General features: G+C 63.4%; 15 protein-coding genes, 1 pseudogene and 1 riboswitch. Of the genes and pseudogenes, 10 read left to right on the forward strand and 6 right to left on the reverse strand.

Annotated features, from left to right (window positions below; all coding sequences use genetic code 11):
* The 3 genes and pseudogenes from OIU93_RS09335 to OIU93_RS09345 all read left to right on the forward strand — a co-directional run.
* Nucleotides 1–138, forward strand: a pseudogene (locus OIU93_RS09335) (IS982 family transposase); the annotation flags it as partial.
* A gap of 50 nt (nucleotides 139–188) precedes the next feature.
* Nucleotides 189–905, forward strand: a complete 717-nt coding sequence (locus OIU93_RS09340; RefSeq protein WP_264269814.1) for an LPXTG cell wall anchor domain-containing protein — start codon at nucleotides 189–191, stop codon at nucleotides 903–905.
* 38 nt (nucleotides 906–943) lie between these two features.
* On the forward strand, nucleotides 944–1372 hold the full coding sequence (locus OIU93_RS09345; RefSeq protein WP_264269815.1) for an SRPBCC family protein: 429 nt from the start codon (nucleotides 944–946) through the stop codon (nucleotides 1370–1372).
* A gap of 26 nt (nucleotides 1373–1398) precedes the next feature.
* On the opposite strand, the gene OIU93_RS09350 is transcribed toward OIU93_RS09345, so the two are convergent.
* A complete protein-coding gene (locus OIU93_RS09350; protein ID WP_264269816.1) occupies nucleotides 1399–1836 on the reverse strand; it encodes an Lrp/AsnC family transcriptional regulator in 438 nt (145 codons plus the stop codon).
* Nucleotides 1837–2041: 205 nt separating this feature from the next.
* Here OIU93_RS09350 and kynU point away from each other — a divergent pair, with 205 nt between their 5' ends.
* Together kynU and OIU93_RS09360 are read left to right on the forward strand one after the other, a co-directional pair.
* Complete coding sequence (kynU, locus tag OIU93_RS09355) at nucleotides 2042–3328, forward strand: kynureninase (protein WP_264269817.1); 1287 nt, start codon at nucleotides 2042–2044, stop codon at nucleotides 3326–3328.
* A gap of 182 nt (nucleotides 3329–3510) precedes the next feature.
* Nucleotides 3511–4137 (forward strand): thymidine kinase, encoded by a 627-nt coding sequence (locus OIU93_RS09360; protein ID WP_264269818.1) that lies wholly within the window; start codon nucleotides 3511–3513, stop codon nucleotides 4135–4137.
* On the opposite strand, the gene OIU93_RS09365 is transcribed toward OIU93_RS09360, so the two are convergent.
* Nucleotides 4134–4703: a TetR family transcriptional regulator gene (locus tag OIU93_RS09365; RefSeq protein WP_264269819.1), complete on the reverse strand. Its 570-nt coding sequence runs from the start codon at nucleotides 4701–4703 to the stop codon at nucleotides 4134–4136. The two genes, OIU93_RS09360 and OIU93_RS09365, sit on opposite strands and share 4 nt — an antisense overlap.
* Nucleotides 4704–4857: 154 nt before the next feature.
* Here OIU93_RS09365 and OIU93_RS09370 point away from each other — a divergent pair, with 154 nt between their 5' ends.
* The 4 genes from OIU93_RS09370 (at nucleotide 4858) to OIU93_RS09385 (ending at nucleotide 8288) form a co-directional block, all read left to right on the forward strand.
* Nucleotides 4858–5217, forward strand: coding sequence for a hypothetical protein (locus OIU93_RS09370; RefSeq protein WP_264269820.1), 360 nt, complete (start codon nucleotides 4858–4860; stop codon nucleotides 5215–5217).
* Between the two features lie 168 nt (nucleotides 5218–5385).
* The gene (locus tag OIU93_RS09375; RefSeq protein ID WP_264269821.1) at nucleotides 5386–6675 is read left to right on the forward strand and encodes an adenylosuccinate synthase; all 1290 of its coding nucleotides are present in this window, start codon (nucleotides 5386–5388) and stop codon (nucleotides 6673–6675) included.
* Nucleotides 6676–6919: 244 nt separating this feature from the next.
* Nucleotides 6920–7699 (forward strand): carbon-nitrogen hydrolase family protein, encoded by a 780-nt coding sequence (locus OIU93_RS09380; protein WP_264269822.1) that lies wholly within the window; start codon nucleotides 6920–6922, stop codon nucleotides 7697–7699.
* Between the two features lie 202 nt (nucleotides 7700–7901).
* Nucleotides 7902–8288 carry a hypothetical protein gene (locus OIU93_RS09385; protein ID WP_264269823.1) on the forward strand — a complete coding sequence of 129 codons (387 nt, stop codon included), beginning with the start codon at nucleotides 7902–7904 and terminating at the stop codon, nucleotides 8286–8288.
* Between the two features lie 144 nt (nucleotides 8289–8432).
* Here OIU93_RS09385 and OIU93_RS09390 read toward each other — a convergent pair whose 3' ends face one another.
* Both OIU93_RS09390 and OIU93_RS09395 read right to left on the reverse strand, forming a co-directional pair.
* Complete coding sequence (locus tag OIU93_RS09390; protein ID WP_264269824.1) at nucleotides 8433–8933, reverse strand: CoA-binding protein; 501 nt, start codon at nucleotides 8931–8933, stop codon at nucleotides 8433–8435.
* A complete protein-coding gene (locus OIU93_RS09395; RefSeq protein ID WP_264269825.1) occupies nucleotides 8933–10306 on the reverse strand; it encodes an O-acetylhomoserine aminocarboxypropyltransferase/cysteine synthase family protein in 1374 nt (457 codons plus the stop codon). The genes OIU93_RS09390 and OIU93_RS09395 overlap by 1 nt, the downstream gene beginning before the upstream one ends.
* A 165-nt stretch (nucleotides 10307–10471) precedes the next feature.
* Nucleotides 10472–10567: riboswitch (SAM riboswitch) on the reverse strand.
* Between the two features lie 132 nt (nucleotides 10568–10699).
* On the opposite strand from OIU93_RS09395, the gene OIU93_RS09400 reads away from it, so the two are divergent.
* Nucleotides 10700–11251 (forward strand): histidine phosphatase family protein, encoded by a 552-nt coding sequence (locus OIU93_RS09400; protein ID WP_264269826.1) that lies wholly within the window; start codon nucleotides 10700–10702, stop codon nucleotides 11249–11251.
* 137 nt (nucleotides 11252–11388) lie between these two features.
* Here OIU93_RS09400 and OIU93_RS09405 read toward each other — a convergent pair whose 3' ends face one another.
* Together OIU93_RS09405 and OIU93_RS09410 are read right to left on the reverse strand one after the other, a co-directional pair.
* Nucleotides 11389–12825: a ferredoxin reductase gene (locus OIU93_RS09405; protein ID WP_264269948.1), complete on the reverse strand. Its 1437-nt coding sequence runs from the start codon at nucleotides 12823–12825 to the stop codon at nucleotides 11389–11391.
* A 26-nt stretch (nucleotides 12826–12851) separates the two neighbouring features.
* On the reverse strand, nucleotides 12852–14156 hold the full coding sequence (locus tag OIU93_RS09410) for an aromatic ring-hydroxylating dioxygenase subunit alpha (RefSeq protein WP_264269827.1): 1305 nt from the start codon (nucleotides 14154–14156) through the stop codon (nucleotides 12852–12854).
* Between the last annotated feature and the right edge of the window lie 82 nt (nucleotides 14157–14238).

Here is a 14238-nt window from a genome sequence, read left to right on the forward strand (position 1 = left end):
GAACACCACGGCGCCAGAACCCTCGAAGGTCTCTACGCACGCGTCGCGTCAAAGCTCCTGGCCCTCGCGGCAGGAATCTGGCACAACTGGAAAACCAACGCACCCCGCAAACGCTCCCTAACCGCCTACGACCACTGAAATGATTAGGACTTAATCATCTAGTAGACGCCGTGCCATCCGGCCCTTCGGTGGAAGTCAGCGGTCAGGTCGTTAAAGTGGCGAGCCCAACTGGAACGACCGAATCGGAGGGCGCTGAGGGAGGCAGTACCATCGAAATCGTTGAAGAGTCGGCCTCTCCGCCGATGGCCGAGGACCCTGCAGAGGAACCAGAAATGCCGGCCTGGATGCCGACCCTGACGATGCCCGAAGGTTCCGAGGCGTGGGACGAGAGCCAGTGGAATGAATTCCTGGATTCAGACGAAGGCCAGGAATTCATCGATGAATACAACAACGCGATGATGGATTCACCTGAACTCCAGACGATCATCGACATTGTCACTGACTTTGCAACGACCGGCGACGAGTACTATCTGGACGAATTGTGGGAGTACCTCAACGAACTCTTCCCGGACAACCCTGAATGGGCGCAGGAAGCATTCGACGGAATCCTGGCGGGTTTGGGCGAATGGGAAGTCGCCGAACAAGAATCGCCGGAGCCGACCACGCCGACGCAAGAGCCAGAAGAGCGAGATATTGAAATCAAGCCCGCTGCGACCGTCACCAAACCCGTGGTCCAGAAAAAGCAAGTTGCCCAGGCAGTCGCCAAACCCCTCGTCGATTCCCAACGGCATGAACTGGCAAATACCGGCAGCAACGGCACCGTCGTCATGGGTGGGCTCGGGCTGGCACTACTGCTGGGCGGCGCCTTGATGCTCGGGATGCGCAAGAGGCAAAAGGGCCTGTAGGCGTTTCATTTTGGGCTGCGGCGTGACACGATTCGGCTATGACACAGTTTCAGGCTTTGGATTCCCAGGAGCTGATTCACCTCTCGGTGCCGCGAGTGTGGGAACTGCTTACCGATTGGGTGGCCGCGCCCAAATGGATGCCCGGGGTTGATTCGATGGAGGCCGAGCAGCTCACGAGCCTCGGGACAGTCCTCGACTACCGTTCCGGATTCCATGAACGTCAGTTGCTGATTTCGGAATTGGTCGATGAGAAGGCCATCACCCTCACTTCCGGCGGCGGGGACATCAGCGTGCACTACCGATATGCGCTCGCCGGAGAATCAGCACAGACTCGGGTCCGGCTGACTATCAAGGTCGAAGCGGCCAAGAAACTTCGAAATGAGGTCGGGGACCTTCTGGCCGCTATTGCCGGATCCGAGGCCGATACCTTGAAATCGCTGCGCGCCTATGCGGAAGCGGCCCCGTAGGCGCCCAAAGGCTTTCCCGGTGTTCGTCAGGCTTTCTTGGCGGGGGACAGGTGCTCAAAGACGATATTGGTTTGCGTGGACGAAAAGGCGGCATTCGCTCCGAGGTTCTTGGCCACGAAATCCCTCAGTGACTCGATGGAATCGGTGACGACGTGAACCAGGATGTCGGGGGTTCCTCCAAGTACAAACACATCCTGGACTTCCGTGAGCCCGCGCAGGGTGCGTGCGGATTCCAGCATGGAATCGCGGGATTCGGAGCGAACCACCACGGACACCATGGCGGCGATGCGCAAGCCCAGTTTTGCCGGGTCCAGGTCCGCGTGGAACCCGCGAATCACCCCGGACTCCTGGAGCGCGCGGACGCGACTCAGGCAGGTGGACGGGGCGACCCCCGCACGTGAAGCCAGAAGGTTATTGGGGATGCGCGCGTTGGCGCTGAGTTCGCGAAGTATCCGCAGATCCACATCATCGAGCCGAACAGCATTTCGCTGGCTGTCATGATTCCTGATGAATTCAGAATCTAACACGAAAAACTCCCATCATTTTGAGCACTTGTTCAAGGTCCTATCCAGTGCATCGTGAATAATTCTATGATGGGTTTTCCTTGCCGTGGCACGAATTCCGCAGCAGGGGAACGCCATTGATTCCAGAAAGGCCACAAACCCGATCATGAGCACACCCACCCACACGGATCGCGAAAGTCTCCAAGCAGAGGACGCTGTGGATGCACTGGCGTCTTTCCGTGGACGTTTTTCCCTCCCGGAGGGCTTGATCTACCTTGACGGAAACTCACTCGGCCCGTTGCCGCGCGGTGCAGCCGAACGGGCTGCCGAAGTCATCAACAACGAATGGGGCCAGGGTCTGATCCGCTCGTGGAACACTTCGGGTTGGTTCGAGATGCCCAGCCGTCTCGGAGACAAGCTTTCCAAGCTCATCGGAGGAAAAGACGGTGAAACCGTCGTCACCGATACCACCAGCCTGAACCTGTTCAAGGCACTTGCCTCGGCCGTGCGCATCCAGCAGCAGGAAGCCCCGTCCCGCCGCGTTATCCTGACCGAGCGCGACAACTTCCCCACGGACATCTACATTGCCGAAGGCATCAGCGATTTCCTGAATTCGGTCAACGCCGAAACCAACGAGCACTACGAAGTGCGACTCATCGACGAGAACCTGTCGCTGGAGCAGGCGCTGGATGGTTCCGTGGCGGTGCTCGCCCTGTCTCATGTCAACTACCGCACCGGCGCCATGTGGGACATGGGCGCAGTCACCGCCGCCGCGCACGAGGCAGGAGCCTTGGTCATCTGGGACCTGGCCCACGCGGCCGGCGCCGTCCCGGTGGACCTCAACGGGGCGAACGCCGACTACGCGGTTGGCTGCACCTACAAGTACCTCAACGGCGGGCCGGGCTCCCCGGCCTTCATCTGGGTCAACGCACGCCACCAGGGCCGCTTCTGGCAGCCCCTGACGGGCTGGTGGTCCCATGCCGCCCCGTTCGCCATGGCCGACAATTACACGGCCGCGAACGACGTTCGCCGATTCCTGTGCGGCACCCAGCCGATCACCTCCATGGCCATGGTCGAATGCGGGCTGGATGTGTCGTTGGATGCCGACATGGATCTGGTGCGTGCCAAGTCGCTCGCCCTAGCGGACGTGTTCATTGCGCTCGTGCGCGAGCGATGCGGCGAATTCGGCCTCGAGCTGGTGACGCCCGAGAACCATGCGGAACGCGGCAGCCATGTCAGCTTCCGCCACCCAGAGGGCTACGCCATCATCCAGGCGTTGATCGATCGGGACGTCATTGGAGACTACCGAGAGCCCGAGGTGCTGCGCTTCGGTCTCACGCCGCTCTACCTTTCCTACACTGACATCTGGGATGCGGTGGAAATTCTGCGCGACATCCTTGAAACTCGCGCCTGGGACGTGCCCGCCTTCCGCACGCGCCACGCCGTCACTTAGGTCACCGGTCCGCATTTCTGCGGGATTCCCTACAGAATCCACGACCGCATTGTCCCGGTGCCTGGGGGCTGCCGAGGCCCCGGGCGCCGGAACAATGTTGTGCGCGGGGGAGCACTGCCGTTCCTTACGGGAAAGCTTTGGGACATAGAATCGTCCACGGCGTCCAACTCGAAAGGAACGATGTGGCGAAGCTGTACTTCCGCTATGGGGCAATGAATTCCGGCAAGTCCACGGGTCTTCTCCAGACCGCCTTCAACTATGAAGAGCGCGGACAGCGGGTCCTCTTGGCGAAGCCGGGGATCGATACGAAGGGCGACTCGGCAATAGTTTCCCGCCTGGGAATGAGCCGCGACGTGGATTTCCTCATCCCACCGTCAGCGAATGCCCGGGAACTTTTTGCCACTAAAGTCGCCGGGGACGACCCGGATGCCCTGCTGCAGCACGTGGATGCGCCTCCGGTGGCGTGCCTGCTGGTTGACGAGGCCCAGTTCCTGACGCCGGAACAGGTCGATGACCTGTTCCGCATCGCCATCCTGGATAACGTCCCCGTGCTGGCCTACGGGATCCGCTCGGACTTCCGCACCCATGCGTTTCCCGGGTCGCGGCGCCTGCTGGAGATCGCGCACAGCCTTGAGGAACTCAAGACGATTTGCCGCTGCGGAAAGAAGGCGGTGTTCAACACCCGCCGGATCGGCACCGAGATCATTTTCGATGGAGACCAGGTGGCCATCGACGGGGACGAGGTTTGGTACGAATCCCTCTGCGGAGCTTGCTACCTGGAAGCTTCGAACGGGCGTCTGGGCAGTTAACCGGCGATGGGTTCCAGTGCCATCCCTCGCAGGATCACCCGAACACCGTAGTCGAAAGCCTCGTCGCCCCAGTCAGATGATGACTCGGACGGTTCGGTGCCTGCGGCCAATGCCAGCGCCTCCTGGTGTGCGCCGATCGACCCCAGCAAATGATTGACCAGCACGTGCCGGGCATAGGTGGCATCGCTCTCCGGGACGCCCGCGATCCGCAGGAAATCCAGGATCCAGCCCAACGGGTCCAAGGACTCGGGACGCATGGATTGAGCAAGCTGCATGACCTCGGCCGAGTCCGGAACTGTGATCAGCGCGGTGCGCAGTTGGCGCAGCAGCGCGGCGATGGCCATCGGTGCCACTGCAGGGGTGGGTGATGCGGGGCGAGGCACCGCGTCCAGGAGCCTGGCGGCAACATCCACGAGCAGTTCCTGCTTGGACTTCACATGCCAATACAGCGCCCCGACCTGAACATCCAGTTCCCGTGCCAGCCGGCGCATGGACAGGTCGGCCAGGCCGAACTCCGAGAGCACGCCCACGGCGGCATCAATGAGTTGTTCACGCGTCAGGGCCATGGCTCCCAGTCTAGGCGGCACTCCAAGCAAGTCTGAATGTGGGCGCATTTCTTCGCGTCATCATCTGGAGCAGCTGCAGGCGGGAGGCGCAGTCGTCAAAAGACTTTTGGTCGATCCCTCGACGCAAGGGGCAAAGGCGGGGTTTGATGGGGGCATGAGTATGCAATTTCCTACACCAGAGGCCATGAAAGAGTTCCAGCGGCTCACGCGTGCCCTGCTTGGCGAGGGAGTGGCTGCCGGAAAGATGTTTGGCAAGGACGCCTTGAAGTACGAATCAAAGGCCATCGCCTGCCTTATCGAGGACACCATGGGATTCAAGGTGGGACGCGAGAGTGAAATCATGCGCAAGGCCCTGGAATATCCCGGTGCCGGCCTCTTCGACCCCTCGGGTCAGGGGCGGCCCTTCCGCGACTGGGTATCCGTTCCCGAAACATCGATCGAGCACTGGGAAACACTGGCACGCGCCGCATTGGCGGCGGCGGTCGAAGCAGAAGACGAGCCCAAGGAAGCATAAATCCACTCATTGATGCTGCATCGGGTAAACTCGTGACGTAAGAGCCCCTTACTGTTCTTCCTGATCCTGCTTGGGCCAATCGAAGAGCGAGGGGCATTTCTGCGCCCGGCACCGCCGGGACCCGGCATTTTTGCCGGCCGCGCTGAATCGAGCAAGGGGGAGGATCCCATGCCAGCAATCGTGATCGTCGGCGCCCAGTGGGGCGACGAAGGCAAGGGCAAGGCCACAGACCTTTTGGGTGGCCAGGTTGACTACGTTGTAAAGCCAAACGGCGGCAACAACGCAGGTCATACAGTTGTCGTTGGCGGTGAAAAGTATGAGCTCAAGCTCCTTCCCGCCGGTATTCTTTCGCCAAATGCCATCCCGATCATCGGCAACGGCTGTGTGGTCAACCTCGAGGCGCTCTTCGAAGAGATCGAGGGACTGGAGGCACGCGGTGCCGATACCTCGAAGCTGCGCGTGTCGGCCAACGCGCACCTGGTCGCCCCGTACCACCAGACCATGGACAAGGTCACCGAACGCTTCCTGGGCAAGCGCGCCATCGGCACCACCGGGCGCGGCATCGGCCCGGCCTACATGGACAAGATCGGGCGCCTGGGCATCCGCGTGCAGGACGTCTTTGACGAATCCATCCTGCGCCAGAAGGTCGAGGGCGCACTGCGCCAGAAGAACGAACTGCTGGTCAAGGTCTACAACCGCCGCAGCGTCGAGATCGACGAAATCGTCGAGTACTTCCTCTCCTACGCCGAGCGCCTGCGCCCGCTGGTCATCGATGCGACGCTCGAGCTGAACAATGCGCTGGACGCCGGCAAGGTCGTGCTCATGGAAGGCGGCCAAGCCACGTTCCTGGACGTGGACCACGGCACCTACCCGTTCGTGACGTCCTCGAACCCGACCGCCGGCGGCGCCTCGGTCGGCTCGGGCATCGGCCCAACCCGTATCAGCCGCTCGATCGGCATCATCAAGGCCTACACCACCCGCGTGGGTGCAGGGCCGTTCCCGACCGAGCTCTTTGACGACATGGGCGAATACTTGCAGAAGACCGGCGGGGAATTCGGCGTGAACACCGGCCGTCCGCGCCGTTGTGGCTGGTACGATGCAGTGTTGGCCCGCCACGCCTCGCGCGTGAACGGCTTCACCGACTACTTCGTCACCAAGCTCGACGTGCTGACCAACATCGAGAAGATCCCGGTGTGCGTGGCCTACGACGTTGACGGAGTGCGCCACGACGAGATGCCGATGACGCAGACCGACTTCCACCACGCCAAGCCCGTCTTCGAATACTTCGACGGCTGGACCGAGGACATCACCGGTGCCCGCACCCTCGATGACCTGCCGGAGAATGCACGCAACTACGTGCTGGCGCTCGAAGCCATAAGCGGGACCCGTTTCTCCGCCATCGGCGTGGGACCGGACCGTGAGCAGACGATCGTCCGTCACGATTTGATCAACGACTGACAGCGACGCGCTCGGGCGCGGTGTGGGGCAGGATGAATGACATTCACCTGGCCCGGCACCGCGCCCTTGCCGTGTCCGGGGCACGGATGCCGTCTTGACCTGCCTCAGGATGCCGAACCGTCCCCCTGTCGACCGTTTTGCCGTCACATTCTTCGGGTCGGGGCAAAAATCACTGCAGCCGACTCGCCGAGTTGGCGATTGTCGTTAGGCTGGGTGAAAGAACTCAGCGACGAAGGGAATCGCCATGAAGGTCAGCGTTGGTCAATTTGCCCCCACAGGGTCGGTCACCGACAACTTGGAAACCATGGAACGACTGGTTGCCAAGGCGAAGGCCGAGGCCGCGGACCTGGTGCTCTTTCCCGAAGAGGCCATGCTCGCCGTTTCGCAGGTGACGGGCCCGTTGAATGACGCCCTCGAAGGGAACTGGACCAAATTCGTCCAGCAGCTTTCCTTCATGACCGCCGAGCACAAGATTGCCATTGTGGCCGGGGGATACGAGCAAAGTGGCGACGAACGGCCCTACAACACCCTGGTGGTGCTCGGAGAGGATGGCGCGATCCTGGGGACCTACCGCAAGATCCACCTCTACGACGCATTCTCCTACCAGGAATCGAAGTCGATCAAGGCCGGAGATGTTGCCGAGGTCCCCGTCTTCGACATCGCCGGCATGAAGGTCGGGGTGTTCACCTGCTATGACCTGCGCTTCCCGGAAATCGCCCGGAGGCTGGTCAACGAGGGTGCCGAACTGTTGCTCGTGGCCGCCGCCTGGTTCAAGGGCGAGCACAAGATCGAGCACTGGGAAACCCTGTTGCGGGCACGCGCGATCGAGAACACGGTGTGGGTCGCGGCCGCCGGAACCAGCTCGAGCCACACCATCGGCCACTCGGCGATCCTGGATCCCATGGGTGTGCCGATCGAGTACCTGGGCGACGATGCCGAGGGCTTGGTGACGACCGATGTCACGCGCCGGCGCATCGACGAGGTGCGCGAGTTCCTGCCGGTGCTGGCCAACCGCAGGCTGTAGGAAAAGGAATGCCCGGGAGCCCGTGCGGGTGCCGTCCAGGCGCCCGCACGGGCTCCCTTTGCGTCTCCCGCGGGCAGCCTGAACCCGGCCGCCGAAGCGCCGGCCGCGACCCAACGAATTTCACAGTTCTGGGCATGTACGCTTCGGGTTCCGCCCACTACTATTGGTGCTCGATGTAACTCCAATTAGGCAGGATAGGGCAGTGGGCACCACCGACACGCAAATGAATGAAGCCATCATCGAGGAATGGGCCGAGGCAACGGCGCAGGCCTACAACGACTCATTGTCCGGCCTGGACCTGGCTCGTGTGCCGAAGGCTGTGCGGGCCTTCATTGAACTGTATGGGCAGAGCAAGGACATGACCTTCAACGCCGACTACTCACCGATCGACTACTTCGAGGAACACCCTGCCTCGGCGATCGGAATCATCCTCGACACCCCCGAGGCCCTGGAACTGTTGGACGACGACGAGGAAGAAGCGCTCGAGGACATCCTCGGCTTTGCCGAGGCCTGGGCGGAGTTCGATTCAAACCAGCAGCCGGACCTCGGGGTTTCCGAGGCCGACGACGAGGACGACACCGGGTGGTAATGAGAACCACGGGCCGCCCCTGAATGACGGGTTGCCTACGGGAATCGCTCGGGCCGTCCCGCGGGTTCCCTCCAATGGGAAGGGTCCGTGCCGGAAACCATGGGGTTTCGGGCACGGACCCTTCGCATGGGGCAGACTGTCTTGCTAGGCGAGCAGCTGGCGCTTGGAGGAGATGACGCCGGTGTTGAACCCGGCCAGGCGCAGCCCGCCGTGGAAGCGTGCGTGTTCGATCTTCACGCACCGGTCCATCACCACATTCAGGCCGTTGGCCTCGGCCTTGGCCGCGACCTCCTCGTGCCAGGAACCCAGTTGCAGCCACAGGGTCTTGGCCCCCACGGCGATCGACTCGTCCAGGACGCCGGGCAGGTCGTCGTGCTTGCGGAAGACCTCCACCAGGTCCGGTGTCTCCGGCAGGTCGGCCAGCGACTTGTAGACCGGCTGGCCCAGGATCTCATCGAGCACCGGGTTGACGAAGTAGACCTTGTACTTGGAGGAGGACAACAGGTAGGTCGCCACGAAGTAGCTGGCGCGCGAGGGCTTGTTGGAAGCGCCCACGATCGCGATCGACTTGGTGTTGCGCAGGATCTCGAGGCGTTCGGCTGCGTTCGGGCCTTCCCAGGTGCGGGTTTCCACGGCGTTGCTCATTACTTGGCTCCCGTCACGGCGGCCGCGCGGGCGGCGTCGATGGAGCAGGCTGCCCCGTCGTAGGCTTCCTCGGCCGGGGCGTCGGCCACCAGCTGCGAAGCGGTCAGGGCCTGGTCCAGGTCCCAGAGGATGTCATCGATGTCTTCCAGTCCCACCGAGAAGCGGATCAGGTCCTCGGGAACGCCTGCCGCAACCAGCTGGTCGGCGGAGAGCTGCTGGTGGGTGGTGGAAGCCGGGTGCAGCACCAGGGTGCGCACGTCCCCGACGTTGGCCAGGTGGCTGGCCAGCTGCAATGCCTCGATGAAGGCACTGCCGGCGGCGCGGCCGCCCTTGACTCCGAAGCTGAACACGGAGCCGACGCCCAGGGGCAACAGCTCCTGGGCACGCTCGTAGTGCGGGTGGGAGGGCAGGCCTGCGTAGTTCACGTAGGAAATGCGCGGGTCGGCCTCCAGCCATGCGGCCACGGCCTTGGCATTGGCCAGGTGCGAGTCCATGCGCTGGGGCAAGGTCTCGACGCCCTGCAGCAGCTGGAACGCGGACTGTGCCGGCAGTGCCGGTCCGATGTCGCGCAGCTGCTCGCTGCGCAACTTGGTCAGGAAGCCGTACTCGCCGAAGTTGTCCCACCAGGAGACGTTGCCGTAGGAGGCCACGGGCTCGGTCATCGCGGGGAACTTGCCATTGCCCCAGTTGAAGGTGCCGGCCTCCACGACGATGCCGCCGAGGGTGGTGCCGTGGCCGCCGAGGAACTTGGTGGCGGAGTGGATAACGATGTCGGCACCGTGCTCGATCGGGCGCAACAGGTACGGAGGGGTGAGGGTCGAATCGACAACCAGCGGGAGGCCCGCGGCGTGGGCGACCTCGGCCAGGCCCCTGAGGTCGGCGACGTCGCCGGAGGGGTTGGCCACGACTTCGGTGTAGACGGCCTTGGTGTTTTCCTGGATGGCGGCGGCGAACTCGGCCGGATCCGTGGAGTCGATGAAGGTCGTCGACACCCCGAATCGACGCAGCGTCACGTCGAGCTGGGTGATGGTGCCGCCGTAGAGCTTGGAGGAGGCCACGATGTGGTCCCCGGCGCCTGCAAGTGCGGCGAAGGTGATGAATTCAGCTGCCATGCCCGAGCCGGTGGCCACCGCGCCGATGCCGCCTTCGAGGGAGGCGATGCGCTCCTCGAATGCCGCCACCGTCGGGTTGCCGATGCGGGAGTAGATGTTGCCGTACTTTTGCAGCGCAAAGAGGTTCGCGGCGTCGTCGGAATCCTTGAAGACAAACGACGTGGTCTGGTAGATCGGAACGGCGCGCGAGCCGTGCTCGGCGTCAGGGGTGCCGCCGGCGTGCAGCGCGCGCGTGCGGAATCCAAATTGGTGTTCGGCCATGAGGGTGGCTGACTCCTTGCGTATACGGCTGGGGCAGCCCTGGGTGCGGACTGTCCTCGCCTGTGGTGGGGCGGGTGGTGCTTCTCCCGGATGAATGCGGTGCCGAAGTGCCCTAGGGGAGGGGTTTCCCTGCGGGCGCATCGACACCCAAGATCGCTGGTGCGTTCTCCATCGTTTCTGGCGGTAGCACCTTGTCCACCGGAGTGTGGAAGGTTGCTGCGGCGTCGTAAAGCCAGATCTCTCGGCCGCTCGGGATGGGGGTCTGGGATCCATTGTGGCAAGAAAATTGCCTGTAGCCAAAGAATGTGTGCTTAGGTTGCGTCCGGGGGGGATGGGAATCGAAGGATCTGCACCGGATCCCGGCGGCGTTCCTGCCGGGTTAGGCTTGTGGCCATGAGTGCAACCTTGGTTTTGGTCCGTCACGGTGAAACGGCATGGAATGCCGAAGGTCGACTTCAGGGTCAGACGGATATTCCGCTCAATGAGCTGGGACGTGAGCAGGCACGTGGCGCGGGCCGGGAACTGGCAACCCGCCACTGGGATGTACTGGTCTCATCGACGCTTGGCCGCGCAGCGGAAACGGCGGAACTCATCGGGCATGACCTGGGGTTGACGCTGACCGAAAAATTGGGCGGTCTCCAGGAACGCCACTACGGCAATGCCGAAGGCCGTGTGGTCCGCGACCTGCCCCGCGAGGAGATCGACCTCCTGCTGCACTCGGCAGAGCCCGAGGAAGACGTGGTGAAGCGCGGGATTTCCGCCCTCAGTGAGCTGGTGCTGCGTTACGAGGGCAAGAACATCATTGCCGTGGCCCACGGGACATTGATCCGACTGACTGTTGATGAGCTGCAGGGAGGCGTGCGAACCAAACCGCTGCGCAATGGCCAGATCGTCGAAGTGGACATCAGCCTGCTGCAGCGGCACCTGTCCGCCGCCGCACACTAGGAAATTCCGCCCTCCAACATGAACCACGTTGGCATGGCTGGAACGTCCTTGACGACCCCCTGGCCTTGCGCCGGGAGGGCCGATGACCTCCATGCCCGCCATCCATGCTTCCGACGTCACCTCCTGGAACCAGCCAGCTAGGCGTCGATCACCAGATCGGTCCGCGCGGTCGAGCAGCACGGCAGGAACTTGCCGGCCTCGATCTCCCGTGCGCGGATCCCGCCTTGGTGGTTCATCTCAATATCACCGGAAAGCTTCACGATCTTGCAGGAGCCGCACATGCCTTCCTGGCAGTTGGCGCCGATCCTGACTCCGGCTCGCTGGGCAATGCCGAGGATCTTCTCCTCGGGGTCGATGCGCACGTTGATGCCGGTGCGCATGAAGGACAGGGTGAGGCTTCCGGTGCCGACGGTGTCGAATGCCGAAACGTCGGGGGCGGAGGGTTCCGCTGTTTCTGCCTCGGCGGCCGGAACCTCGGAATCGACGGGGTCTGGTTCGGCAAAGTCGGGATCGGCCGCCTGGAGCGGCAGTCCCGTGGCCTCCAGCGGGCCCTCGTCGTCGTAGGCCGGTTCGTACATGCCCAGGGCGGAAGGCTGGCTTTCGTAGTAGTCCTCCGCGGAATCGGCGATTTCCTCCGCGATTTCCTCGGCAATCTCCTCAGCCAGTGCGACCTCCGCTTGGTATTCCAGGGTCGTCTCGCAGTCTCCGGAGAAGAATTCCATGTGGATGGAGGTGTCGTCGACGCCGACTGCGGCGAGCAGTTCGGACACGTTGTTCAGGTAGCCCTCGGGGCCGCAGGCATAGACCTGGCGTCCGTTGGCATCTGGCGCCACCTCGTCCAGCATCGCGGTGGTCAGCCGTCCGGTGAGGCCTTCCCAGTCCGCGGGCGCGCTGCGGTCGCCCAGGGAGAAGTGGACGGTGACGCGCGAATCCACGGTGGCGATGTAGCCCAGTTCCTGGTGGAAGGCGAAGCCTCCGGGTGCGGCACCGTGATAGAGCACCACCACGTCGGCCTGTCCGGGCAGCGAGTGGATGGTCCGCAGCATGGACATGATCGGGGTGATGCCGGAGCCCGCGGCCAGCAGGAGGTAGCGCGCCCGCCGGTCGGCGTCGGGCAGGTGGAAGGCGCCGACGGGTCCGAGCATCTCGAGCACCGTGCCGGGTCCGACGTTTTCGTGCACCCACGGCGAGACCCGGCCGGCCGGGTCTCGCTTCACCGTGATGTCGAAGGTCCACGGTTTCGTGGGCGAACTGGACAGGGAGTAGCTGCGGTCGATCGGGTCCCCGCCCTCGCCGTTCACGGGGAAGGCGATGTTCACGTATTGACCCGGGCGGAACGCGAGGGGCGCGCCGTCTGCGCGGCGGAACACGAAGGTCAGCATTCCACCGACTTCCGGAACAATCTCGACGCATTCGGCCAGGAACTCCTGCGGGTGCCAGGGGCCCAGGGCGCGCGCGGCACTGGCCGGTCCCTCGGTGCTGCCCAGCACGCGGTTCCACGGCATTTCCAGGCCGCGGATGCGCTGTGGCTCCTGGTGGGGCGCGGTAATGGTCGTGGTCGTGGTCTCGGTCATGATTGTGGGCTCGGTCGTGGTCATGGTCACGACAGGTGTTCCTGCACGCGCTGGATGTACCAGTTGATGAATGCCTCGACCTGGTATTCGCTTTTCATGTACGGCCCTGGTTCGTAGGCGGGGCTGCCGGCTCCCTTTTGGCAGAGTTCGACGAATTCCTTGTCCTGCAGGTTGGTCTGCTTCCAGGTGTGCGTGAGTTTCTCCAGGTCGTAGTCGTCGCCTTCCACGGCGTCGTCGGCGACCAGCCAGGTGGTGCGCACCAGGGTTTGGTGCTCGTTGACGGGGAACACTGCGAAGGTGATGACGTGGTCGCCGAGGAAGTGGAACCAGCTGTTGGGTTGCAGGTGCATCGAGCAGCGGCCGAGGCGGAAGTCGCGCAGGTCCCCGAGCAGCTTCTTGGAGAGCCGGTGCCCGTCGGGGGAGAACGATTCGCCGTCGCCGTCGAGGGACTCGCGCGAGATGCGGATGCCAGCCACCCGGGTGTCTAGCTCCTCAACGACCTCGTAGGGAATGCCGTAGCGCCGGCAGCGGGCTTCGAGCGCGGCCTGCGCCTCGGTGTTGCGGTCCCACACCTCCTCGAGGTGCGGCGGGATCAGGCCCTCGGTCAAACCCCAGGTGGGGAAGAGGGAACAGGCCAGTTCCGGGTGCCCGTCGCAGTGGTAGCACTCCCGGTTGTTCTCCATGACGAGCTTCCAGTTGCCCTCCTCGATGATGTTCTGCTGGTAGGCGACCTTTGCCTTCGAGAGGTCGTGCGGGGCCAGGTAGGGCTCGAAGATCTTCGCTGTTTCGTCGAAGTCGGCCGGCGGTTCCTCGGCCATGCAGACGAAGATCAGGCCGGCGTATTCGCGGCCGTGGGCGCGCTTGAGGCCGAAGCAGCCCTTGTCGAACTTCGTTTCCCCGGGTGCGGAAGCGTGGATCAGGTCTCCGCTGGGGGCGTAGGTCCAGGAGTGGTAGCCGCACACCAGGTTCCCCGTGGTTCCGGTGGACTCGGTCAACACGCGCGCGCCGCGGTGGCGGCACACGTTGTGCAGGACGTTCACGCCGCCCTCGTCGTTGCGCAGCACGATCAGGGAGTAGGGCCCGTAGTCGACGGTCACATAGTCGCCCGGTTCCGGGAGCTCGGCGACGCTTGCGGCAAAGAGCCAGTGTTCGCCGAAAATGGCCTGCATGTCGATCTTGAAGATCGCCGGATCGGTGTAGAACGGCGCGTCAAGGGAATGGCCTTCGCGGCGGAAGTCGAACAACTCGGTGATCTCGGCCAGCTGCTCTGCGGGCAAGGACGAAGCGAGCTTGCCGCGTGAAGACAGGGGCACGTTCACTGAAGCAGACATGTGTTTACTCCTCGGGGGAATGGGGCGGGCATGCGGGCCGGGGTCCCGGTTGGTGATCCAGGTCACCGAAATGCCGGAAACT

This window comes from Paeniglutamicibacter sp. ZC-3 (genome assembly GCF_025847175.2).
GTDB classification, from domain to species: domain Bacteria; phylum Actinomycetota; class Actinomycetes; order Actinomycetales; family Micrococcaceae; genus Paeniglutamicibacter; species Paeniglutamicibacter sulfureus.

What these genes read in the sequence shown, in the direction of transcription:
- OIU93_RS09390 (WP_264269824.1), bottom strand. Translation starts at nt 8,933, where the DNA reads ATGAGCAACGCCGTGGAAACCCGCACCTGGGAAGGCCCGAACGCAGCC.
- OIU93_RS09395 (WP_264269825.1), bottom strand. Translation starts at nt 10,306, where the DNA reads ATGGCCGAACACCAATTTGGATTCCGCACGCGCGCGCTGCACGCCGGC.
- OIU93_RS09380 (WP_264269822.1), top strand. Translation starts at nt 6,920, where the DNA reads ATGAAGGTCAGCGTTGGTCAATTTGCCCCCACAGGGTCGGTCACCGAC.
- OIU93_RS09345 (WP_264269815.1), top strand. Translation starts at nt 944, where the DNA reads ATGACACAGTTTCAGGCTTTGGATTCCCAGGAGCTGATTCACCTCTCG.
- OIU93_RS09365 (WP_264269819.1), bottom strand. Translation starts at nt 4,703, where the DNA reads ATGGCCCTGACGCGTGAACAACTCATTGATGCCGCCGTGGGCGTGCTC.
- OIU93_RS09370 (WP_264269820.1), top strand. Translation starts at nt 4,858, where the DNA reads ATGAGTATGCAATTTCCTACACCAGAGGCCATGAAAGAGTTCCAGCGG.
- kynU (WP_264269817.1), top strand. Translation starts at nt 2,042, where the DNA reads ATGAGCACACCCACCCACACGGATCGCGAAAGTCTCCAAGCAGAGGAC.
- OIU93_RS09410 (WP_264269827.1), bottom strand. Translation starts at nt 14,156, where the DNA reads ATGTCTGCTTCAGTGAACGTGCCCCTGTCTTCACGCGGCAAGCTCGCT.
- OIU93_RS09375 (WP_264269821.1), top strand. Translation starts at nt 5,386, where the DNA reads ATGCCAGCAATCGTGATCGTCGGCGCCCAGTGGGGCGACGAAGGCAAG.
- OIU93_RS09400 (WP_264269826.1), top strand. Translation starts at nt 10,700, where the DNA reads ATGAGTGCAACCTTGGTTTTGGTCCGTCACGGTGAAACGGCATGGAAT.
- OIU93_RS09405 (WP_264269948.1), bottom strand. Translation starts at nt 12,825, where the DNA reads ATGACCGAGACCACGACCACGACCATTACCGCGCCCCACCAGGAGCCA.